Annotated in this window: 22 protein-coding genes and 1 pseudogene; 16 read left to right on the top strand and 7 right to left on the bottom strand. The window is 72.0% G+C overall.

Going from position 1 to position 21661, the window contains the following annotated elements:
* Nucleotides 1–328: 328 nt before the first annotated feature.
* From WMF46_RS35025 to WMF46_RS35005, 5 genes are all read left to right on the top strand, one after another.
* Nucleotides 329–469 (top strand): beta-propeller fold lactonase family protein, encoded by a 141-nt coding sequence (locus tag WMF46_RS35025; protein WP_437981171.1) that lies wholly within the window; start codon nt 329–331, stop codon nt 467–469.
* Nucleotides 466–1536: a hypothetical protein gene (locus WMF46_RS35020; protein ID WP_437981170.1), complete on the top strand. Its 1071-nt coding sequence runs from the start codon at nt 466–468 to the stop codon at nt 1534–1536. The genes WMF46_RS35025 and WMF46_RS35020 overlap by 4 nt, the downstream gene beginning before the upstream one ends.
* Before the next feature lie 122 nt (nt 1537–1658).
* Nucleotides 1659–2198, top strand: a complete 540-nt coding sequence (locus WMF46_RS35015; RefSeq protein ID WP_437981169.1) for an RNA polymerase sigma factor — start codon at nt 1659–1661, stop codon at nt 2196–2198.
* On the top strand, nt 2195–3205 hold the full coding sequence (locus tag WMF46_RS35010) for a hypothetical protein (protein WP_437981168.1): 1011 nt from the start codon (nt 2195–2197) through the stop codon (nt 3203–3205). The genes WMF46_RS35015 and WMF46_RS35010 overlap by 4 nt, the downstream gene beginning before the upstream one ends.
* A 460-nt stretch (nt 3206–3665) precedes the next feature.
* Nucleotides 3666–4430: a hypothetical protein gene (locus tag WMF46_RS35005; protein WP_437981167.1), complete on the top strand. Its 765-nt coding sequence runs from the start codon at nt 3666–3668 to the stop codon at nt 4428–4430.
* Between the two features lie 121 nt (nt 4431–4551).
* Here WMF46_RS35005 and WMF46_RS35000 read toward each other — a convergent pair whose 3' ends face one another.
* The gene (locus tag WMF46_RS35000) at nt 4552–5487 is read right to left on the bottom strand and encodes a cupin domain-containing protein (RefSeq protein WP_437981166.1); all 936 of its coding nucleotides are present in this window, start codon (nt 5485–5487) and stop codon (nt 4552–4554) included.
* Nucleotides 5488–5502: 15 nt separating this feature from the next.
* On the opposite strand from WMF46_RS35000, the gene WMF46_RS34995 reads away from it, so the two are divergent.
* The gene (locus WMF46_RS34995) at nt 5503–6012 is read left to right on the top strand and encodes a DUF4267 domain-containing protein (protein ID WP_437981165.1); all 510 of its coding nucleotides are present in this window, start codon (nt 5503–5505) and stop codon (nt 6010–6012) included.
* Nucleotides 6013–6077: 65 nt separating this feature from the next.
* Nucleotides 6078–6272 (top strand): annotated as a pseudogene (locus WMF46_RS34990) (DUF2871 family protein); the annotation flags it as partial.
* Nucleotides 6273–6296: 24 nt separating this feature from the next.
* On the opposite strand, the gene WMF46_RS34985 reads toward WMF46_RS34990, so the two are convergent.
* Complete coding sequence (locus tag WMF46_RS34985) at nt 6297–7967, bottom strand: sigma 54-interacting transcriptional regulator (protein ID WP_437981164.1); 1671 nt, start codon at nt 7965–7967, stop codon at nt 6297–6299.
* Nucleotides 7968–8322: 355 nt separating this feature from the next.
* Between WMF46_RS34985 and WMF46_RS34980 the strand changes: the two genes are divergently transcribed.
* The gene (locus WMF46_RS34980) at nt 8323–9597 is read left to right on the top strand and encodes a serine hydrolase domain-containing protein (RefSeq protein WP_437981163.1); all 1275 of its coding nucleotides are present in this window, start codon (nt 8323–8325) and stop codon (nt 9595–9597) included.
* A 30-nt stretch (nt 9598–9627) separates the two neighbouring features.
* Here WMF46_RS34980 and WMF46_RS34975 read toward each other — a convergent pair whose 3' ends face one another.
* The 3 genes from WMF46_RS34975 to WMF46_RS34965 form a co-directional block, all read right to left on the bottom strand.
* Nucleotides 9628–10590 carry an NAD(P)-dependent alcohol dehydrogenase gene (locus WMF46_RS34975; RefSeq protein ID WP_437981162.1) on the bottom strand — a complete coding sequence of 321 codons (963 nt, stop codon included), beginning with the start codon at nt 10588–10590 and terminating at the stop codon, nt 9628–9630.
* A gap of 60 nt (nt 10591–10650) precedes the next feature.
* Nucleotides 10651–11631: a hypothetical protein gene (locus WMF46_RS34970; protein ID WP_437981161.1), complete on the bottom strand. Its 981-nt coding sequence runs from the start codon at nt 11629–11631 to the stop codon at nt 10651–10653.
* 111 nt (nt 11632–11742) lie between these two features.
* Entirely contained in the window at nt 11743–12477 is a 735-nt protein-coding gene (locus WMF46_RS34965) for an iron-containing redox enzyme family protein (protein ID WP_437981160.1), read from the bottom strand.
* A gap of 106 nt (nt 12478–12583) precedes the next feature.
* Here WMF46_RS34965 and WMF46_RS34960 point away from each other — a divergent pair, with 106 nt between their 5' ends.
* The 8 genes from WMF46_RS34960 (at nt 12584) to WMF46_RS34925 (ending at nt 19618) form a co-directional block, all read left to right on the top strand.
* Nucleotides 12584–12847, top strand: coding sequence for a DUF1287 domain-containing protein (locus WMF46_RS34960; protein ID WP_437987968.1), 264 nt, complete (start codon nt 12584–12586; stop codon nt 12845–12847).
* Between the two features lie 233 nt (nt 12848–13080).
* Nucleotides 13081–13665, top strand: a complete 585-nt coding sequence (locus tag WMF46_RS34955; protein ID WP_437981159.1) for a dihydrofolate reductase family protein — start codon at nt 13081–13083, stop codon at nt 13663–13665.
* Nucleotides 13665–14672 carry an RNA polymerase sigma factor gene (locus tag WMF46_RS34950; RefSeq protein WP_437981158.1) on the top strand — a complete coding sequence of 336 codons (1008 nt, stop codon included), beginning with the start codon at nt 13665–13667 and terminating at the stop codon, nt 14670–14672. The genes WMF46_RS34955 and WMF46_RS34950 overlap by 1 nt, the downstream gene beginning before the upstream one ends.
* Before the next feature lie 324 nt (nt 14673–14996).
* Entirely contained in the window at nt 14997–15482 is a 486-nt protein-coding gene (locus tag WMF46_RS34945) for a hypothetical protein (protein WP_437981157.1), read from the top strand.
* Between the two features lie 34 nt (nt 15483–15516).
* Nucleotides 15517–16407 carry an STAS domain-containing protein gene (locus WMF46_RS34940; protein ID WP_437981156.1) on the top strand — a complete coding sequence of 297 codons (891 nt, stop codon included), beginning with the start codon at nt 15517–15519 and terminating at the stop codon, nt 16405–16407.
* Nucleotides 16408–16639: 232 nt separating this feature from the next.
* The gene (locus WMF46_RS34935) at nt 16640–17905 is read left to right on the top strand and encodes a hypothetical protein (protein WP_437981155.1); all 1266 of its coding nucleotides are present in this window, start codon (nt 16640–16642) and stop codon (nt 17903–17905) included.
* A gap of 137 nt (nt 17906–18042) precedes the next feature.
* Entirely contained in the window at nt 18043–18558 is a 516-nt protein-coding gene (locus WMF46_RS34930; RefSeq protein ID WP_437981154.1) for a hypothetical protein, read from the top strand.
* A gap of 49 nt (nt 18559–18607) precedes the next feature.
* Entirely contained in the window at nt 18608–19618 is a 1011-nt protein-coding gene (locus WMF46_RS34925) for a cupin-like domain-containing protein (RefSeq protein WP_437981153.1), read from the top strand.
* A gap of 32 nt (nt 19619–19650) precedes the next feature.
* On the opposite strand, the gene WMF46_RS34920 is transcribed toward WMF46_RS34925, so the two are convergent.
* Nucleotides 19651–20574 carry a hypothetical protein gene (locus WMF46_RS34920; RefSeq protein WP_437981152.1) on the bottom strand — a complete coding sequence of 308 codons (924 nt, stop codon included), beginning with the start codon at nt 20572–20574 and terminating at the stop codon, nt 19651–19653.
* Nucleotides 20575–20731: 157 nt separating this feature from the next.
* Nucleotides 20732–21118: a hypothetical protein gene (locus WMF46_RS34915; RefSeq protein WP_437981151.1), complete on the bottom strand. Its 387-nt coding sequence runs from the start codon at nt 21116–21118 to the stop codon at nt 20732–20734.
* Between the last annotated feature and the right edge of the window lie 543 nt (nt 21119–21661).

Genomic DNA, 21661 nt, shown 5'->3' with positions numbered 1-21661 from the left:
GCTTTCGGGTCAGCCCTGGTACGCCCCTGGGGTCCCGCCGGTCCCGCGCCGGAAGGCGCGCGTGAACGAGGATCAGATAGCCGTCCCGGCGATCCTCGAGATCGCGGCAGTCCACGGTCGCGGAGTCCTGTGAATCGGACAGCGCGCAGGGATCGCCGTCCAGAACGAGGACGAGATCGTGCGCGCCGAGCAGCCTCGGCTCCAGCGTGGTGTAGACAGTACACCACAGCCGAGTGAACTCGTTGGATCTGTTGATTTTTGCAGGCGGATCAGCGGATCGTACGTTTGGACGTTATGTCGACTGCCGGTCGTTGGCGGGAAATTCTTGATGCTCGTCGCGAACCAGGGCTCGAGCAACATCGTCGCGTTCCACGTGGACGAGGCGACCGGCGCCCTCCGGCCCACCGGCCGCGTCACCGACGTCCCCGAGCCCACCTGCGTCGGGATCGCGGCCTCGCCGGGTCCGTGACCGCGCGCCGCGCAGCGCGCCTCGGGCTCGTCGCTGCGGCGCTCGCCGCGTCGGCGCTCGTCGCTGCGGCGCGCCCCGCGCGCGCGTCGTCCGGCGAGCAGAGCGCGTCGCTGAGCTGGGTGCGGCTCGCCGGCGCCGAGGCGTGCGTCGGGGCGCGCGCGCTCGCGCAGGCGGTGGAGGCGCGCCTCGGGCGCGCGGCGCTCGTCTCGGCCGCCCGCGCCGAGCTCACCATCGAAGGGCGCATCGAGCCGGGGGGCACGGGCGGGTGGCGCGCGGTGATCGCGGTCGCCGACGCGGGCGGCGCGGTGCTCGGGACGCGCGAGATCGCGACGGCGTCGCCGCGCTGCAGCGCGATCGACGACGAGCTCGCCCTGGCCATCGCGCTCATGATCGACCCCAGCGCGAAGCTGTCCCCCGGCGCGCCGCCTCCGCTGGCAGCGCCGGCGCCGCCTCCAGCGCCGTCGCCCGCGCCCTCGCCGCCGGCGCCGCAGGTCATCGTGCAGCGCGTCCTGGTCCCGGTCCCGCCGCCGGCACCTCCGCCGCCGGCGCCGTGGCGCGTCGAGGTCGGCGCCGGCCCGCTCTTCGGGCTCGGCCTCCTGCCCTCGCCCGGCATCGCCGCCGCGCTCCGCGCGCGCCTCACGCCCCCGCGGTCCTGGTCGTTCGAGGTCGGGGGGGCGATCTGGCTCCCGAACGAGGCGACCACCGGCGCCTCCTCGACGCGCTTCTCCTGGGGCGAGGGGTTCGTGTCCGCGTGCCCCGTCTCGCTCGGAGGCGAGACGCGGCTCTCCGCGTGCGCGGGCGTCCGCCTCGGCGCGCTCCAGGTCGGCGGCCTCGGGTTCGGCGTCGACCGCGCCGACGAGCGCCTGACCGCGGGCGGCGCGCTCGACGTCCGCCTCACCCGGCAGCTCGCCGGCCCGCTCACCGTGGGGGGCGGGCTCGGGCTGATCGTGCCGATCGTGCGTGACACCTTCTACTACATCGACGCCCAGGGCCGGGACCGCGAGGTCTTCCGGATGGCGCCGCTCGCCGGGGTGGCGGACGTCGTTCTTGGCGTCGATTTCCCGTGATGTTCCCGTGACTTCCGCTGATTTTGCTGATTCGAAGCCCGGCGTCGCTTTTCTTTCAGAAAACCGCGCGCTCGCGACCATCCAGGTCAGGGCCCGGCTTCCTTGCGCCCCGGCCTCTCGCGATGACCCTCGAGGAGATTTTCGAAGAGAACGCGGCGTACGTGTGGCGCGTGCTGCGGAGGCTCGGCGTCGGCGAGGCCGACGTCGAGGACGTCTGTCAGGAAGTCTTCCTCACGGTGCATCGGAAGCTCGACACCTTCGACGGCAGCTCGGCGCTGCGCACGTGGCTCTACGGCATCTGCCTGCGGCTCGCGTCGGAGTACCGGCGGCGGCCGCACCGGCGGCGCGAGGAGGTGGCCGAGGCCGTTCCCGAGCCGGTCATGGCGGCGCCGCAGGACGAGGCGCTCGATCGCCGCCGCGCGCTCGACCGGCTCGACGCGGCGCTCGATCAGCTCGACGACGGCAAGCGCGCGGTGTTCGTCCTGCACGAGATCGAGCAGGTGCCCATGGCGGAGATCGCGAAGGCGGTGGGGTGCCCGCTGCAGACGGCGTACTCGCGGCTGCGCGCGGCGCGGGCGCAGATCGAGGCGGCGATGCGCCGGTACGAGCTCGGCGCGTCGCGGGTCGGGGCCGCGCGGATCACCGAGGGGAGCAACGTATGAGCGGCGATCCTCGCAAGCAGATCGGCTCGGAGGGCGGCTCGGACGTGCTCCGCCTGGCCCTCGAAGCGGCCCGGCGCGACGCGCCGGACAAGGCGCAGCTCGCGCGCCTCGCGGCGCGGCTGCCGCTCCACCCTCCGGGCGGACCAGGCGGCGGCAAGGACCCCGGCGGCCCCGCGGACGGCGGTGGACCGGCGACCGGCGGCGGCGCGAGCGCCCCGGCGACCGGCGGCGGCGCGAGCGCCCCGGCGACCGGCGGCGGCGCGAGCGCCCCGGCGACCGGCGGCGGCGCGAGCGCCCCGGCGACCGGCGGCGGCGCGGGCGCCCCGGCAACACACGCTCCGGCGGGGATCGCCGCGACGGGGGCTGTCGCACCGCCGTCGGTGCTCTCCGGCCTGGCGGTCGGCGCGGCGCTCGGCGTCGTCCTCGTCGGGGCGGTGTGGCTCATGCCGTCGCGCTCGCAGCCGCCGCCCGGCGCGCCGCTGGCGCCGCCCGGCGCGCCGGTGGTCGCGGCCGCAGCCACGGCGGGGGCCGCGGCGGCGTCCGCCGCGGGGGCGCCGGAGGTGCCCGCGGAGGCGCCCCCCGCTGCGGAACCGCCGCGCGCGGGTGCTCCGGAGCCGCCGCGCCCGCGCGGGTCCGCCGTGACGACCGGCGCGCCGCTGCCCGCGCGCGCGTCCGCCGCGACGACCGGCGCGCCGGCGGCGGGCGGCTCGGCGCAGGCGGCGCTGCCCGACGCGGAGACGGAGCTCGGCCTGCTGCAGCGCGCCCAGGACGCGCTCGCGGCGCGCCCTGCGGAGGCGCTCGCGCTCGCCGACGCCCACCTCGCTCGCTTCCCGGGCGGCGCGCTCGCCCAGGAGCGCGAGGTGATCGCGGTCGGCGCCCTGAAGGCGCTCGGCCGCGGCGGCGAGGCGCTCGCGCGCGCGAACCGCTTCGTCGCGGCGCACCCGAGCTCCGCCTACCGCCGCAGGCTCGAGATCCTCGTTCCGGAGCTGAGAGGCGCGCAGCGGTGACAGCAGGCCGCGGGCTGCCGTCGCCCCGGCGAGGCCAGGGCGCTGGTCGGTGGATCTCTCGAGGTCCCCGGCTCACGGCGTCGCCACATCGGAGGCCGGTTAGAACGACTGCTCTGCTCGCGGCAAAGGCGGCTTCCTCCACGGCACGGTCGAGCTCGCGGGCATCGATGCCGCGGAGCTCGTGGTGAAGCTCGAGGAGACAGGCACCTTCGAGATCGACGTCAGCGGCGTCCACGACGCGCTTCGCTGCCCCTGAGCGCCGCTCGCCGCTCCTGCGCCGCGGCTCGCCGTTCTCGCCGGCGCGGCCTCGAGGGGATCCTGCGCCACCGCCTTGTTCGGGCTCACCCTCGTACCCGAACGAAGATCGATCAGGAGATCATAAAAAAAGACGAACGACGCCATTCATGGAGCGACAACGGGCTGCGCTGACAGGCCCGGGGAGATACGAATGCGACGCCTCGTGAACACATCCATTTCATTGTTCTTTGGGCTGATGATGCTCCAGACCGTCGGCGCCGGATGCACCGCCCTGGTGGAGGTCGGCGATGACAGCGGCGACGGCGGCGGTCAAGAGGCCGGGCCCGGTGATGACGCCCATGGGACCGGCAGCGTCGGCGCCGGCGGCAACTCCAGCGCCGGGGGCGGCTCGTCGGTCGGGAATGGCGGCAACTCCAGCACCGGGAGTAGCTCGTCGATCGGGAATGGCGGCAACTCCAGCACCGGGGGCGGTTCGTCGGTCGGCGCCAGCGGTTCCGCCTCGACCGGGAGCGGCTCCGCGCCGGCGACGGCCGGCGCGATCGCGCTGCTCAGGAGTGAGTTCCCCGAACCGTCGAACGAGTCCGGGAGCAGCTCCTCCGGCGGCGGGCCGGGGCCGGGCACTTCTCCGAACGATCTCTTCATCATCTTCGGCGTCCCGGTGAGCTCCTGCGCGGATCCAACCTGGTTCAACGGCTGCGACAACTGGGCGCTGGTCATCACCATTCCCCCTGCGCTGCAGGTGCCCGGCATCCTTGATCTGAGCGGGCCGGAGGTGTTGTACTCGAACTACGTTGTGAGCCGCAGTGACAGGGGCGACGACGGCTGCTGGTGGGGCGGCGACGACTTGAGGTCCGGAACGATAGAGATCGTGAGCATCGACGCCGCGGAGGTCGTGGTCCGGCTGAGCGGCACCGATACCCACGACATCGACGCCAACGGCGAATACACCGCAGCTCGATGCCCCTGACGTCCCTGGCTCCGTGACGGAGAAGAATCCTCTCGTCGAGGGTCTGGCGATCCCCAAGCGAACGAGACGTCCGCTCATTTCGATCTACGCCACGCGCTGATCGACGTTCCTGTGCGGTGATTCAGCCGTGCGCTGCGCGCAGCTGCGCGCGGACAGCCGACGGCGTCGCCCCGGTCTCGCGCCGAAACGCGCGCTGAAACGCCTGCACCGTGGCGAACCCGACCGCGTGGGCGATCTGCTGGTTCGACAGCGTCGTCTCGCGGAGCAGGCGGCGCGCGTGCTCGGTGCGCAGCGTCGCCCGGTACGCCATGGGCGGCGCGCCCGTGGCCTCGAGGAACCGCCGGGCGAGCGTGGCGCGCGAGACGCCCACCGTTCGCGCCAGGGTGTCGACGTCCCACGCGCGCGCCGGGTCGTGCACGAGCTCGGCGATCGCGCGGGCGACGACGACGTCCTGCGTGGCGCCGAGCGCGGCGAGCTTCGCGGGCTCGCGGTCGCCGAGCAGCCGCACGAGCTCGATGAGGATGAGCTCGAGCCAGCGACGGCGAGCCAGCCCCGCCCCCGGGCGCGTCTCGCGCAGCTCGCTCCGCAGGCGCGCCAGCGCGTCGGCAAACGAGGGCCGCGCCTCGATGGCCCGCGCGCCGGCGTGGATCACCGTCGGCAGGACCTGCAGCAAGGGGGCAAGCGCGTCGTGCTCGAACCGGAACACGCCGCACAGCGCGCGCGCCGTGGTGGCGCCGCGGCCGAGCACGCGCTCGCCGTCCTCCTCTCGCGAGACCTCGAGCCACCGGTCGAGGAGCACGGGCTTCGCCCTCGCGTCGCCGTGGTCGACGCGGTGCCCCACGTTCGGTCGCACCAGCGCCACGTCGCCCTGGTAGAGCGAGACAGCCTCTCGCCCGGCGCGCAGCACGCAGCTCCCCTCGGTCACGTGGTGGAGCACCAGGATCGGACGCGCCGGAAGATCGAGCGCCCAGGCCCCTCGCGCAGCGGTCCGGCAGACAAGCTCGGACGAGAGTTTTGCCAGGAAAAATCGGCTCGACAGCGGGTCATCCTGGTACATGGCGCGAGCCTAGCGATGATCCAGTGCGCTCGCAACGTGAGCGTCTGGGGCCATTCGTTGCGCGCGCAGGCCATCGCGGGCGCGTCCGCCGAGGGCTACATCCAGCCCATGAACGACGCCACCATCGCTCCCTCCGCCTCGTCCCTCCCGTCGCGCCGCCTCGGCGGCGCGGGCATCGCCACGCTGCTCACCGGTCTCACGCTGTGCTTCATCGGCGCGCGTTTCCTGGTTGTCCCCGGCACCGCGGCCGCGGCCTTCGGCGTGCCGCTCGCTGGCCTCGCCGCGTACGCTGTCGCCAAGGGAGCGCGCGACCTCTCCGTCGGCGCCTTGCTCATCGCCTTCACGCTCCTTGGCGAGCGGCGCGCCGCGGCGCTCGCGCTGCTCCTCGGCTCCGTGATCCCCGTCGTCGACGGAGCCATCGTGCTCGCGTGGCGCGGCGCTCACCCGGGCTACCTCGCGATGCACTGGGGCACCGCCGTGCTCTGCATCGCGCTCGGCGTGCTGCAGCTCCGCCGGCGTGCGTGACCCCTACCAGGTGCTTGAGGGAGTCCCATCGGGGCGATGGTCGATCACAGGGAGTGAGCGCCGAAATGTGGAAGTCGTACGGCGCAGCACACGTCCACAGGATCCTCGGAGTGGTCTCCGGGCTGTTCTACCGGGAGTTCACCGAGGTCAATCACTTCACCGGCGAGACCCGATTGGCCCTCATGCACACCCACCTGCTCGCCCTGGGCACGCTGGGCTTCCTGATCGTCCTCGCCCTCGACAAGCAGTTTCAGCTGTCCGGGACGACGCGCGCTCGTGAGCGCTCAGGGCGACCGCTTCCGCGGCCGCGGGATGCCGTACTCGTCGATGCGGTTGATCAGCGTGCGCAGCGAGATCCCGAGGAGCTTGGCGGCGCGCGTCTGGTTGCCCGCGGACCGCTCGAGGGCCTCGACGACGCGCTGCCGGTCGGCGGCCTTCATCTCCAGCCGGAGCCTCGCCAGGGCGTCGCCGCTCAGCGGCGGCGCGTCGGCCGGCGGCAGCCCGGCGCCGCTGGGCGGAGGCGGCGGCAGCGCGGCGCGGCCCGACGGGGGTGCGTCGCCGCTCCACAGGGGCGCGGCGCCGCCCGGCGGCAGCGCGGCGCCGCTCGGCGGCAGCGCGGCGCCGCTCGGCGGCAGCGCGGCGCCGCTCGGCGGCAGCGCGGCGCCGCTCGGCGGCAGCGCGGCGCCGCTCTGCGGCAGCGCGGCGCCGCTCTGCGGCAATGGCGGCGGCGGGGGGATGGTGCCGCTCGGCCGCGACGCGGCGCGGCTCGACGGGGGCGTGGCGCCGTTGATCAGATGCGGCGGCAGATCGGCGGGCAGGACCCATTCCCCCGCGCACAGGACCGCCGCGCGCTCGATCACGTTGCGCAGCTCGCGCACGTTCCCCGGCCAGGCGTACGCCTCGAGGGCGGCGAGCGCCTCCGCCGAGATGCGCGGCGCGCCCCGCTGGTCGAGCTGCCGGCACGCCTCCTCGAGGAACCTGCCGGCGAGCGGGCCGATCTCGGCGATCCGCTCGCGGAGCGGCGGGACGACGAGGGAGATGCCGTTCAGCCGGAAGTAGAGGTCCTGGCGGAAGGCGCCGCGCGCGATCTCCTCCTCGAGATCGCGGTTGGTCGCCGCCACGAAGCGGAGGTCGAGCCGGCGGGGGGTGCGGCCCCCGATGCGGAGCACCTTCCGGTCCTCGAGGACGCGGAGCAGCTTCGCCTGGAAGGCGAGGGGCAGCTCGCCGATCTCGTCGAGGAACAGCGTGCCGCCGTGGGCCGCCTCGAGCAGGCCGGGGCGCGCGTGGCTGGCGCCCGTGAAGGCGCTCTTCTCGTGGCCGAAGAGCTCGCCCTCGAGGAGCGACGGCGGCAGCGCGGCGCAGTTCAGCTCGACGTAAGGCCCGCTCGACCGCGGCGAGCGCGCGTGGAGGGTCCGGGCGAGCACCTCCTTGCCCACCCCCGTCTCGCCGAGGATGAGCACGCTGATGGGGCTCCGCGCGGCGCGGGCGGCCTGCTCGTAGAGCGCCAGCATCGACGGGGCCAGCAGCACGATGTCCGCGGGCGGCTTTCCGCGGTCGGGCTCCTCGGCCGCCCCGCCGGGCGCGCGGCCGACGACGACGGTGGTCGCGCCGAGGTTGAAGCGCTCGCCGACGCCGACCTCGGCGCTCTCCCGCGAGAGGCGCCGCAGGCGGTGCGTGCGCGCCGTCAGCGCGCGGGCCTGCGGCTCGCCGACGAAGGTGCCGTTGGCGCTCCCGAGGTCCTCGATCCGGAGCGGCGGGCCGACGTGGAGGGCCGCGTGCCGGCGCGACACCGAGCGATCGTCGATCCGCACGTCGCACCCCTCGTCGCGCCCGAGGACGACGCGGCCGTGGGGCGGCAGCGGGGCGAAGGTGATCGTGTTGCCGGCCACGATCGCGAGCCGGAGCACCGTCGCGCAGGAACCCCGCACATCGCTGCCGGGAAAGCCTTCGTCCACGAGCACATCCTACGCGGCGCCGCGCGCCGCCGTGCGCTGGTTTGGCGTTGATTTGCACGAATCATGCAAACCCGTGCAGAGCGCAGGGACCGCGCGGGCGATGGCGCGGCCGATCGTGCAGGCGGGTGCACGATCGGCGCACCGGTCCGCCGGCGCTGTCGCGCGGCGGCGCCGCGAATCGCTGGGTCCGCTGTCCGGCACGCCTCCTGCTGTCCAGGAATTCGGGCGCTCGCGAGCGTCGATGGCGACCTCGGCGACGGCGCGGAAAGCGCGCCCGAGCGGGCTCTGCAGCGGCGCGACCCGGCCCCCCACGGATCACGGATCAGGAGCGAGCATGTGCACCGAGCATGGATTTTTGAATCGCAGGCGCCTTCTCCAGGGGCTGGGCCGTACGGCGGCGATGGCCGCGTTCGCGCCGGCGGTCCTGTCGGCCAAGGTGGCTGAGGCGCACATCCAGACGACGTACGAGCAGCTCGTCCCGGCGCTGCCCGAGCGCGTCGGCCTGTGCTCGGAGCGCATCGAGGACGTCTTCGCGCGCATTCAGCGACGGGTGACCGACGGCCTGTTCCCGGGCGCTGTCGCCCTGGTGGCGCGGCGGGGCAAGATCGTCGGGCACCGGGCGTTCGGCTCCCGGGTCCGCGGCGCGGACGAGCCGATGACGCTCGACACCCTGTTCGACCTGCTCTCCATCACCAAGGTCCTCGCGACGTCGACGTCGGCGGTGATCCTCGTGGAGGACGGCGTGCTGCGGCTGAACGATCGCGTGGCCGATTTCATCCCCGAGTTCGCGGCCAACGGCAAGGAGGCCATCACCGTGCGCGACATGCTCCGGTACACGGCCGGCTTGCCGCTGGACAGCCAGTTCCTGGACGATCCGGACACCGAGCGCGTCTGGCAGCGCATGGCGGAGGCGCCGCTCGAGTACGTCCCTGGCACGCAGGTGCTCTACAGCGATCTCACCTACCGCCTCCTCGGGCGGGTGATCGAGGTCGCCTCGGGCATGGATCTCGACGCCTTCGCGAAGGCGCGCATCTGGGGCCCGCTCGGCATGAGCGACACGACCTTCAACCCGTCGGCGGCGCTCATCTCGCGGACCGCGGCCACGGGCTACTCCGAGCTCCGGGGGAGGGTGCTGCGCGGCGAGCTGCAGGACGAGCAGGATCACGCGCTTGGCGGGATCGCCGGCTGTGACGGCGTCTTCTCGACGGCGCGGGACATCGCGGTGTTCTGCCAGATGATCCTGAACGGCGGCAGGTACGGCGGCGTCCGCGTCCTGAGCCGCCAGGCCGCCGCCGCGATGGTGAGCAACCAGACGCCCGAGGTGAAGGCGTCGGAGACCGACGTGTCGCCGATAACGAACCTCCTGATGACGCCCAAGGGTTATGGCTGGGAGCTCGCGACCCGCCGCTTCTCCAGCGGCGGCTCGCGCCTCTCGAACGGCTCTTACGGCAAGGCGGGCGGCACCGGGTGCTTCCTGTGGATCGATCGCCGCCGCGAGCTGATCGGGGTCATCTTGACGAACCACGGCGTGCCGACGCCGTTCGATGAGATCGGCTGGAACCGGATGCTCGACGCGGTCGGGAACGGGGAGTTCTTCGACGGGATCGTCAACGCCGTCCTCGACGACTGAGCCCGGCGCCGGTGGGTACGGGGGGCGCCGTCACACGGTGATGACGATCTTCCCGCGCGCTCTGCCCTCGCCGAAGTAACGGAACGCGTCGGGGACCTCGCTGAGCGGAAAACAGCGATCGATGACGGGGCTCAGCTTGCCCGCATGGAACAGCTCCCCCAGGGCAGCGAGGTCGTGGTTCGCCTTCGCTGGCATGAGGCGCATCTTCTTTTGCTCGCTCCTCGCTATCCAGGGCCCGACGAGCAAGACCTGCAAGATTCGACCGATGGAGCCCCCGAGCATCACGTAGGTCCCCCCTCGGTTCAGCGCGCGCGCGTAGTCGAACATCGAGCGGTGGGCCGCGACGTCGAGGATCAGATCGTAGGTCTTCCCGCCGGCCGTGAAGTCCTCTTGCGTGTAGTCGATGACCTCGGCCGCGCCGGCCGAGCGCATCGTCTCCAGCTTCTCCGTCCGGTCCACGCCGGTGACCTCGGCGCCGAGCGAAGCGGCGATCTGGATGGCGAAGGTGCCGACGCCGCCGCCAGCGCCGTTGATCAAGACCTTCTGCGCGGGCCGGAGCCCTCCCTCGTCGCGGAGCCCCTGAAGGGCCATCGCGCCTGCCTGAGGGAGGGCCGCGGCTTGCTCGAACGTCATCCCGGCCGGCTTGGGCGTCAGCGCGCTCTCGCGGGCGCGCGCGTACTCGGCGAAGCCGCCCCAGCCACACTGGCAGAGATCCCCGAACACTTCGTCCCCGGGCCGGAACCGGGTCACGTTCTTGCCGACCGCCTCCACCCGACCCGCGATGTCCGCGCCCGGGACCCTGTGCTTGGGCCTGAGCAGCCCCCAGAAGCGAAACAGCACAGGCGTCCCGGTCACGAGATCCCAGTCCCACGAGTTCACGGAGGCCGCGTGGACCCTCACGAGGACGTCGTCGTCGCCGAGCTCGGGTTTCGGGATCTCCTCGAGCCGCAGGACGTCGGGTGAGCCGTATCGGTCGTAGACAATCGCCTTCATGTCGTCTCCGCGGCGTCCCCGCGGCCCCTCCGGCTCACCCGAGCGCCGCGCGGCGCGGCCTCACTTGCCGCAGCCGACGCGCTCGGAGTGGAGCGCGAGGTCGTCGTACCACATCGTCTTGGCCCCGCCGTGGTACTTCTCGAACCCGAACTTGAAGAGCTTGTAGTCGTACGGGCCCCAGTCCGTGACGTGCATCGCGTTGACCTCGGTGCCGTCCACGAACACGCTCACCGAGCGGCCCGGCCCGTCGTAGTGGAACTCGAGGCAGTACCAGGTGTTCGCGACGAGCTTCACGCCGCCGCTGCACATGTACATTCCGCCGTTCGAGAGCATCTCTTTGTCGTCGCTCCTGCGGTTCAGCTCGAGCTGACACTGGTGCTCGCCGATGCGGATCTGCTCCCCGTTGTTGGGATCCCCGTTGCCTTCCGCGGCCGCGACATACGTGTTGTGGCCCATCTGGATGTCGGTGGCGCTCTTGAGGTAGATCCTGCCCCAGAAATTGCTCGGCACGGCCACGCCGAGCATCTGGCTGAAGTCCGTGCCCGTGACCTTGACGGAGCGCGAGCCGCTGTGACCGGTGCTGTCCAGCGTCACGAACTCGCCCATCCTCGCGCGCAGGTACTCGGGGAAGAACTGGACCTCGGAAGGCAGCGAGCCGCCCTCGAAGTCGGAGCAGAAGATGCTGCACCCGCCGGGATCCGTGCCGCCGGTCGCCGCCGTGCTGGTCGTTGTGTCGCCGGCTCCGGTGCTCGTGGCGGTCGTGGTGACGTCGCCTGAGCCGCTGCTCGTGGCGCTGCCGCTCGTGGCGCCGCCCGAGCCGCTGCTCGTTGTGGCGCTGCCGCTCGTGGCGCCGCCGCCGCTCGTGGCGCCGCCGCTCGTCGCGCCGGGGCCGGCGGAGGTGCTCCCGGGGCCCGGGCCCGCGGCGTCGTCGCCCGACCCGCCGGCGCCGCCGGCCCCGGAGCTGGATTCACCGCCGCACGCGGCCACGGACGCGAGCGTGTACATGGCAAAGAAGGCAAAGGAACGAGCCGAGAAGGACATACTGGGAGATCTCCTCAAGAACGGGCGCAGAACGGCCCAAGCGATGCGCGCGATTCTATCAGTGAACCCTGCGCGTGTCAGGCAGAACCGGAGGAGTGCGCCGAGGCCAGCTCAGGCCTGCCGGAGCCCCATGGCGCGCGCGACTCCATCCCGGTACGCCAGCCAGGCCGCGTGCGCTGCGGCCACCGCCGACGCGACAGCGTCCGCCGTCGGGCCCTCGTCCGGCACGTGCCCCAGCACCATCTCCCACGCGTCCCGCCGGTGCCCCCCTTCGACAGCCCGGTGCGCCCTCGCCAGGCGCATGCGCTCGGGCGGACACCCGTAGTGCCGCACCATCGGGTGCGCGCGCAGCGCCTCCTCGATCGGCGGCGCCTCGCGCTGCCCGAGGAGCTCCGCGCGCTCGTGCACGCTGCCCTCCACGAAGATCGTCAGCACCGCCGCGCCCACGACCCACGGCGGCGCCGCGCTCGCGTGGTCGAGCAGCGCCCGGTAGGCGTTGGCCTCGGGCTCGAGCGGGAGCGACTCGTCCTCGATGGCCGCACGCGGGATGCCCAGGCCGTCGATCATCTCCAGGAAGAGCGCCGGGTGCGACACGCCCAGCGAGAGCTTGCCCGTCTGCTCTTCGAAGAGGTTCTCGGCGAGGGCGCTGCGCACCGCGGCCGGCGGCGACTGGCCGAGCACGCGCGCGAGCAGCACCGGGAAGTCGCGCACGTAGACCCGGTATTCGTGCCTGAAGTGAACCGCGAGCTGGTCTCGCGTGAGGCCTGGGCCGGTGAGGTGCGCCCAGGCCCAGTGGTTCTTGCGGTCCATGATCGCGAGCAGGCGTTCCTGAAGACGGCGCGTCATGCGGCAGCTCCTCGGCAAGGGGTGAGCCTTGGTTGTACAGCACCGACGGCGTCTGCCCAGCGCCGTCGGGCAGGTCGCGCGGAGGGCGGCGCGCCGCCAGGGCAGGGTGGGGAGGAGATCGAGAGCGTGGGGGCTCAAGTCGTGCCGTTCGTGCACGCCGGACCACGTGGGCATCGTCAGCGATCGCAAGGGCCCGCGCGGCATCCCGCTCGTCCTCCACAACATCGGCCCGACGCCGAGCGAGGATGATGCGCTCGACGCCTGGACCGTGCTGGGCCACTTCAGGCTCCGTCTGAGCCGCTCAGGGGCAGGCAACAGAGCAAGAGAGAGTTCACAGGGAGACGGGGAGACGGGGAGGAGAGAGAGATAGACAGAGCAAGGTGGAGAGGCGAGAGGTGGGGATCCTCCTTCGAGCCTGCTCGCCGCCCCGTATCGATGCCGTCCGAAGCCGCCGGCGCCGAGCCTGCGGGTTCGAACGACTGATCCCCATCTCTCACCTCCCCGCCTCCCCGTCTCCCTGTGAATCTCTCCTTCTTCCTCTCCTCCCAACAATTTTTTTTTCGCCCCCCGTATCCTTCCGGCCGCGCCGTTCGTCGGTGGGCCATGACGACGACGACCCCGACCGAACGACGCCTCTACGTCTCCATGATCACCTCCCTCGACGGCTACATCGAGGGCCCGGGCCGCGAGCTCGACTGGTTCCAGGACGGCAACCCGCAGTTCGAGCGGTACTGCGACGAGATGGTCGACTCCGTCGGCCTCGCCGTCTACGGGCGCACCTCCTACGAGCTCATGCTCCAGTACTGGCCCGACGCCGAGGCCCACCCGCGCTCGCCGCAGGACCTCGCGTTCGCGCGCAAGATGAACGCCCTGCCCAAGGTCGTGCTGTCCCGGACCCTGGCGCACGCCGCGTGGGCCAACACCCGCGTGGCCCGCGACCCCGAGGAGATCGCCGCGCTCAAGCGGCAGCCCGGCAAGCCGATCGTCGCCTGGGCCGGCGCCGCGCTCGTGTCGACGCTGATCGAGCACCGCCTCGTCGACGAATTCCGCCTGATCGTTCACCCGGTGGTGCTCGGGGGCGGCACGCCGCTGTTCGCGCGCCGCGACCAGCGCCTCTCGCTGCGGCAGATCCGGACCCAGAACCTGGGCGGCGGGCTCTCGGTCCTGTGCTACGAGCCGGTCTGGTGATGAGCCACGAGCCGCCCGACCTCGGCGAGCTGAGCAATGACGTGAAGGCGTCATGGCAGCGGTTCCTCGACGTGTTCGAGCCGCTCCGGCCCGAGCTGTACCGTTACTGCCGCTACCTGACCCGGAGCCCGTGGGACGCCGAGGACCTGGTGCAGGACACCATGGCCCGCGGCTTCGTCACGCTCGGCACCCTGTTCCACGAGCTGCCCAACCCGCGCGCCTGGCTGTTCCGGGTGGCGTCGAACCTGTGGATCGACCGCGCCCGGCGGCAGCGGCTCGAGCGCGACGCGATCGGCGAGCCCGCGGCAGCACACCCAGCCTCAGGGCACGCGCCCGACGAGCGGGCGTCGCGCGAGGCCGCCGGCACCCTGGTCGCGCACCTGTCGCCCCAGGAGCGCGCGGCGGTCGTGCTCAAGGACGTGTTCGAGCTCTCGCTCGAGGAGGTGGCCGCGTCGCTCTCGACCTCGGTCGGCGCCGTCAAGGCGGCGCTGCACCGCGGCCGCGGCAAGCTGGTGGCGCCCGAGGCCGACGAGCCCCGGGCGCCCGCGCCGGGCGTGCTCGACGCCTTCTGCGCCGCCTTCAACGCCCGCGACCTGCCGGCCCTGACCTCGCTGCTCCTCGACAGCTCGATCACCGAGATCGTGGGCGTGGTGACCGAGTACGGGCGCGAGCCCCCGGCCGATCCGCGCACCGGGTCGTTCGTCGGCAGCCTCTCGCCGATCACGACCACCGACGCCGGCGGGGTCGACGCCCGTCACCTGGTCGGCTACCTCGGCGGCCCGCCCCGCTGCGAGGTGCGCGAGCACCGCGGCGAGCTCCTGCTGCTCTTCTGGTTCGATCACGACACAGGACCCGCGGTGCGCACCGTCTGGACCGTCGAGACCGACGGCGAGCACATCGCCCGCATCCGCAACTACTTCTTCACCCCCGATGTGATCGCCGAGATCTGCCGCGAGCTCGACGTGCCCTTCCGCACCAACGGCTACCGGTACTGGATCCACGGGTAGCGCCCGGTCGCTCAAGGACGAAGGACCACGGCGGGGTGAGCGGCTGTCCACCGAGAGCACGTGGGGATACCCGGGAACGGCGATTTCGCCGCGGCGGCGTCCTCACATAGGCGGGTGAAGGTCGGGTCGCCGGGGCCGCCGGGCGTCGCCCTATGAGCCAAGTCACGACATGTCGCCTGGAGGGGCTCACCTGTGACGTGGTACACGTCCGCTGAGATGTCAGTCCGGGCTGATCTTGACAGGCCAGATGGAATGAGGTGTCCTGTCCCAGGGGCAGGCGTCGTCGAGGGCCGGCTTTCTGACCGGGGGTATCAGGGGGGATCCATGAGTGTCGTTATCAAGCAATCGACCGAGACACGAACCGGCATCTCCGTCGTGAAGACCGCGGGGGCCATCGATACGTTCAACATCCTCGGCCGCCGCATCCATACGATCGAGAGCACCTATCGCGATCAGCGCATCCTCATCCACCGGTGGTTCGGTGAGGTCTTCGATGAGGAGATCAAGGAGATTCTCGGAGGGCACTTCGTGGAAGCCTTCGTCGAGAGCAAGTGCACAAAGATCCTCGCTGACCTGAGCCAGTGGGCCGCGAGCTGGGACGGCGTCAACGATCACCTGCGAGACGACGTGATGCCGCGGCTCTTCGCAGCCGGCCTGCGGCACCTGGCCGTGTTCGTCAAGCGAGACGAGAGCATGGAGGACGACGCCAATCGATTCGCGCTGGAGCGATTCGCGAACGAGATCGACAACGTGAACGCCTCGTTCTCCTCCGAGCAGGCTGCCCTGCAATGGCTGAGGACGCGCGGTTGAGCAGCGCGATGAACGCCGAGCGAGGGGCGCCGGGATGCAGGAGCACCACGACATAGCACGCAGCGAGGCCGCTCCTGGGCACGGGCAGCCGGACCGCTCACTGGCGAGGCTGGGCGAGATATTCGATCAGCTTCGCGACGCCGTCATCGTCTATCGACTCGACGGCTCCGTCGCTGATTACAACGCCCGCCTGCTGGAGATGTTCGAGGTCGGGCACGAGGGCGTGCGCCTCTTCGAGGTCGTCGAGGGCAGCGCCGGCGTCGCTCATCCGCTCGATCCGCTGCGCAAGCTCTGGCCCGAGCTGCTGAGCGACGTCCACAAGAGCTTCGAGTGCCGTCCCCGTACGCTCCAGGATGGCAGCCTGCTCCACGTGGAGTGCTACGCTCGCAAGGTGGATCTCGCGTCGGGCCAGGCGATCCTCGTCGATATCCACGACGCGGCGCGGAGACGGCGAGCCGAGGAGGCTTTGCGGGAGAGCAAGCGACAGCTCGAGCAGCTGGTCCTGAGCCGCACGGCGGCGCTGCAGGAGAAGATCCGGCTGATCGAGGAGCAGCAGGAGGCGCTGTTCGCGCTGTCTACCCCGGTGATCCAGGTCTGGAAGGGCATCCTCGTCCTGCCGCTCGTCGGCACGGTCGACAGCAGGCGCTCGCAGCAGATCATGGAGAGCGTGCTGTCGAGCATCGTCAGGACCTCGGCGCGGGAGTTGATCATCGATATCACCGGCGTGCCCTCGGTGAGCGACGAGGTCTCCCGTTACCTGCTCCAGACCATCGGGGCAGCGAGGCTCCTCGGCGCGACCTGCTCGCTCACCGGGATATCGGCGGAGGTCGCGCGATCGCTCGTCGCTCTCGACGTCGACTGGTCGTCCCTGCGGACCAGCGGGACCCTCCAATCGGGTTTGCAGGCCGCGATCGCGCGGGTCTGAGCGGGATGCTGTGAGGCCCCCTCGCCCGCGTCCGATCGGGCTGCCCCGCCCTCCTGCCTGAGAGCGCCGGCGCTGGGGATCAGCCCCTACCGAGCGGCCAGTTCGCGTCGCTCATGAACAGCGGAATCTCGGTGCTGGGAGCGGGCCCCGGACGCAAGGGGAGCACGGCCCATGAGGCCAACGGACGAGCCGAGAAGTACGCGCTGGAGATCTCCCCGACAAAGGGCGCAGAATGGCCCAAGCGATGCGGGCGACCTCCGGACCTGCTTTCGAGCTCACGAGCTACCGGCTCGCCGCGCGCCACGAGGGCCTCGGCCGCATCTTCGCGGGCCTCGCGCTGCTCGCGATCGCGGGGCCTTTCCTTGCCAGCGTGCTCGCCATGATCCTCGCAACCGCGCTGGGCGAGCCGAGCCTCCGCGGGTTCGCGCTCAGCGCCCTCGCCCTGACCGTGCCCGGCGTGGTCGCCGCCCTGGGTCTCTCCCTCGCGAGCGCCCTGGCCATCACCACCGGCATTCGCCGGAAGGGGCCGGTCCGCGTGACCGCCGACGCGGCCGGGCTGCGCTTCGCCTTCGGCGCCGTGGAGCGCTCGATCCCGCGCGCCGAGATCCTCTCCGGCATGGTCCTGTCGGATCTGCGCGTCCGCGTCGAGCTCCGCCTGAGCCGCGGGCGGGTGATCGAGGTGCAGATCGCGCGGGAAGAGGAGGGCGCGCGCCTGCTCGCGGCCCTCGGGATGGGCCCGACGGAGCGGCGCGTCGCGGTCTCGCTCGGCAGCGTCCACCGCGAGCTCGCGGCCGGCTGCGTCGGTCTGCCGCTCTTCATGATCCTCTGGCTCATCGTGATCGCAGCGATCGCCCTGCCGCAGCCGGCCTCTCGCAGCGCCGGGCCGGTCGTGGCGTGGTTTGCCCTCGCCCTGGCGTCGACGTGGCTCCTCCGCCGCGCCGCGCGCCGCACCCAGGTCGTGGTGGGCACCGACGGTGTGCGCATCGATCGGCCCTTCTCGTCCGTCTGGGTCCCTTACGCCGAGCTCAACTCGGTCGGGAGGCGCGGTGATCGGCTCGTTCTCTCTCGCCGAGGCGGCGGCATCCCTCTCGTGCTCCGGACGGGGGAAGCCCTGACCGAGGCGCTCGCGCAGCGCATCCGCGATGCGCACGAGGGGGCCGCCGCCGGCGCAGCGCCGCGCGGCGCCGAGGCGCTGGAGCGGGGCGGCCGCGAGCTCGCGGCCTGGCGCGAGGACCTCCGCAAGCTGCTCGCCGCCGGCGACTACCGCGCCGCCGGCCTGACCCCCGAGGACGCGCTCCTCGCCCTCGACGACGTGACCGCCCCGCGGGATCGCCGGGTGGGCGCCGCCCTGCTGCTGCGCGTCGCCGGCTACCCCGAGGCGCAGGAGCGCATCCGCGTCGCCGCCGGGGCCACCGCAGACGATGCGCTGCGCGCGGCGCTCGAGCACGCCGCCGAGGAGGAGGTCGACGAGGCGGCGCTCGCACGGGCCTTGCGGTGAGCCGCACGCCGCTGAGCCACTCTGGGCCACGCGCGACGGGGTGCGTCGGGCGGCGCTGTAGAAGGCGAGATCTTCAGGGATATCCGGCAGTGGCGAGATGGCACATGTCCTGCAAGCTGCCGTCAGCGGAGGTGTTCATGTCACGTAACTTTCTTTCGGACGATGCAGCCTTGTTAGCGCCGCTGCCCACGCCGCCGCCTCGGACGGCGGCCCTGGTGCAGCGGGTGTCTCGAGCGGCCGCAGCGGCGGCTGCCGTGTTCGTGGTCGCCTGTGGTCCTCCGGGCGTCGACGAGGGACAGGATCCGGTCGATCAAGGCGAGATCATCCCGCCGATGCCCCCGCCGCCTCCGGACGAGGAGGTCATCCCGCCGATGCCGCCGCCGCCTCCGGACGAGGAGGTCATCCCGCCGATGCCGCCTCCTCCGGACTGCGAGGGCGGCGAGATTGTGCCGCCGATGCCGCCGCCGGGCGGGGAAGAGGGGGAGATCATCCCGCCGATGCCGCCGCCGCCGGACGGGGAAGAGGGGGAGATCATCCCGCCGATGCCGCCGCCGCCTCCGGACGAGGAGATCATCCCGCCGATGCCGCCGCCGCCGGATGGGGAAGAGGGGGAGATCATCCCGCCGATGCCGCCGCCTCCCCCGTGTAAGTGAGGCGTTCGATCGTCGCACCGTTGCGCTCCCCAACATCGTGAGGTCGAAGATGGGCGAACAGGAACGCGAGCTGGAAGTTGCGCCCGAGTGGTGGCGCTGGGCCACGGAGAACCTGCTGCGCGGCGTGCCCGAGGGCCAGATCTCGGAGCAGCTCCAGGCGGCCGGCGTCAGCAGCGCGCAGGCCGGAGAGCTGCTCTCGGCCATCGTCCGTTCGCCCATCTTCGTCGCCGCTCGGCCCTTCGCCAGGTCGGCGCGGCGGCACGAGATGCTGGCGCGGCTCCAGCAGAGAATGGCGTCAGTCGCCTGCGATCCGACGGGGATCCCGCGGCGCTCCGGCGTGTCCGGCGAGGAGCTCCGCGACGTCTATGTCGCCGGCAACATCCCGGTCGTCCTGACCGACGTCGTGACCCGCTGGCCCGCCTTCGGCCGGTGGACCCCGGCCTACCTCTCCGAGCGCTTCGGCGATGTCGTTGTCGACGTCACGACAGGACGCCAGAGCGATCCCGACTACGACATGCACGCGGCGCGGCACACGGAGAGCACGCCGCTGCGCGACTTCGTCGCGCGCATCGCCGGCGCCGCGCGCGAGGGGACGAACGACTTCTACATGGTCGCCAACAACCGCGTCCTCGAGCGGACGAGGCTCGGCGCGCTGCTGGACGACGTGGTGCTCCCGGACGGGTACTGCGCCGCGCAGCGGCTGCTGGGCGCCTCGGCGCTCTGGCTCGGCCCTGCCGGGACCGTCACGCCGCTGCACTACGACACGTCCAACATCCTGTTCGCTCAGGTGTACGGCAGGAAGCGTTACCGCATGATCGCGCCGTTCGAGACGTCGCTGTTCGACGGCGCACGCGCGATGTACGCCGATCGGGATCCGGAGAAGGACCCGATGGCCCCGGCGCTCATGAAGGACGTCGTGCTCGAGCCGGGCGAGGCGCTCTTCATCCCGGTGGGCTGGTGGCATCATGTCCGCGCGCTCGACGCCAGCATCAGCCTGGGGATCAACAGCTTTCCGTTCCACAACAACTTCGACTGGTACCGGCCCAGCAACATCGGTTAGCGAGACGCTCGACCATCGGTCACCGCGTCGAGCTAAAACGCCCGGAGGTCCAGAGAGGCGAGCGCGGCGACGGTCGTGGCGGTGGCGAGCGCGAGCGACGCGATGACCGAGAAACAGCCCGCCGCCCAGACGCGCCCCGGGAGAGCTGGGTCCCATTCGCCCCGCGCATCCGGCCGCGGGGCGGAGGCGAAGTCGCAGTTCGCCAGGCCGTCGCCCGTCTCGGGATCGGCGAGCACGACGCCGTGGAACGATGGCCCCGTACGCACCGTGACTTGCGCGATGCGTCCGCGCGGGGTCTGCACCGTGAGCGTCGTCACCGAGCCGAGGCCCGAGTACAGGCGCAGCGCGATCTCCCAGCCGTTCGTCCAGAGCATGGGCCAGTTCCTGAGCCGCACGCCCGAGTACGCCTGGCTCTTCTGGAGCACCGTGCCGACCTCGCCGCGCGCGAGGAGCCGCAAGCGCTTCCTCGCGCCCGCCAGCGACACGCCCCAGAGCACGACGAGGAACGCAGCCATCGCCGCGGCGCCCGCGAGCGGCCCAGCGAACCACGGGGCGAGCAGGGCCGGCGCGATCAGCATCGTGAAGGGGGGAAACAGGGCGATCCTGAAGAAGGACCATGCCCCGCGGGACAGCTCCGCGAAGACGTACGCGGCAGGCACGGCGCGCGGCCCCGGCCGGAGCGGCGCGACAGGGCGAGCGCGCTGGGCAAGCGCCGATTCCATCGCGCGGAGGGCCTCGCCGAGGCGAGCTGCTTCTCCGGCGTAGTACGCGCGCTGGCCCTGGAGGAGCTCCACCGAGGCCGGCGCCCCCGCCGCGGCGGGCGGCGGCGTGTACGTGGCGAGCGGAATCGGAGCGACCCCGCCTTGCACGAGGCGCGCATTGAGGGCCGCGACACGCGCCACGACCTGCACGAGCGCGGCGTAGCTCTCGAGCACCTGCGCCTCGGCCGTTCGCACGAGGGCCGCATCGTCGGATGCACGATACATCGTCCAGCTTGAATATCGAGCGGGAGCGCCCGCCGCAAGAGCGCGGTGGTACCGTCGTCCCCGGATCGCGACATCGAACCCCTGCCGCGAGGTCGACCACACGGCAGCTGAGCTCCGCCTGCACTTGCTACGGGAGCGGCTTGTTCCGGAGAGCCTCGTTGTTGATATAGGCAGCCTTGTAGGCGTCGTGGCACGCTTTGCAGTCGGCCTTCACGTCGTCCGTCCTGAGGGCCTTGGCGTCGTCGGCTGTCTTCTTGGCCATCTTGGCCCAGTCCGACATGTTGGGACCGCCGAACTTGGCTACCTTCTCCATCGCCTTCGCGACCGCGAGGACGTCGCCAGATGCCATGGGCGTACCTGCATTGTCGCGCATCCACTGCTGGAGCGGACAGGGCTTCGCCTTGCCATCGCACTTCCCCGCGGCGATCGCTGCGCTCGGGAGCGCAGCGGCACCGGCGCCCCCGGCCACGGCCGCCACCAGGATGGCCAGCCACACTTTCTGCATCCTTACCATGAAAGAATCCTCCAGGTTGAACCTAGCCAGGGCGTCGTGTTCGTCAGGAATGTGGCGCCCTCACGAGGACCAGATGACGCAGAGGGGCCAAGCGAACCATGTGCCATGCTCGTCGCATCTGTTTGGCTGCGGGAAACATGGGTTACGGGTGTGCCGACGGCTGCGTTGATGGGTGCCCCTTCGGGGCCGCGCCTGCCTCGCCGGGGCCGCAGGTGATGACGGGAGGCTGCGGCCGCGGCGCATCACCCCGCGCATCTTCTCCGGGGGCTCGAGGCGGTTTCGCGCAACCCCAGGGTTGAAGCCTCTGCGGCGTGCTGCGCGCGTCCCTGATCGCGCTGCTGCTCTACAGCCTGATCGTGCTGGGGTTCCACCGCGCCGGCCACGTCGCCTGCACCCGCGTGGCCGGTGACCCCGAGGAGATCGCCGCCCTCAATGGGCCTCGATCCGCGCGCGGCGGGGGCGGGAGCGGGGAAGGGGCATTTGACGTCCTACCTCCTCCTTCAGGGGGCCACCCGGCGCTGGTTCGAGGCGCACCCGCTGGCC

The organism is Sorangium sp. So ce117 (genome assembly GCF_051524395.1).
Lineage (GTDB): Bacteria > Myxococcota_A > Polyangia > Polyangiales > Polyangiaceae > Sorangium > Sorangium cellulosum_B.
The sequence above is the reverse complement of the archived record's forward strand: the minus strand, read 5'-3'. Positions and strand labels throughout refer to the sequence as shown.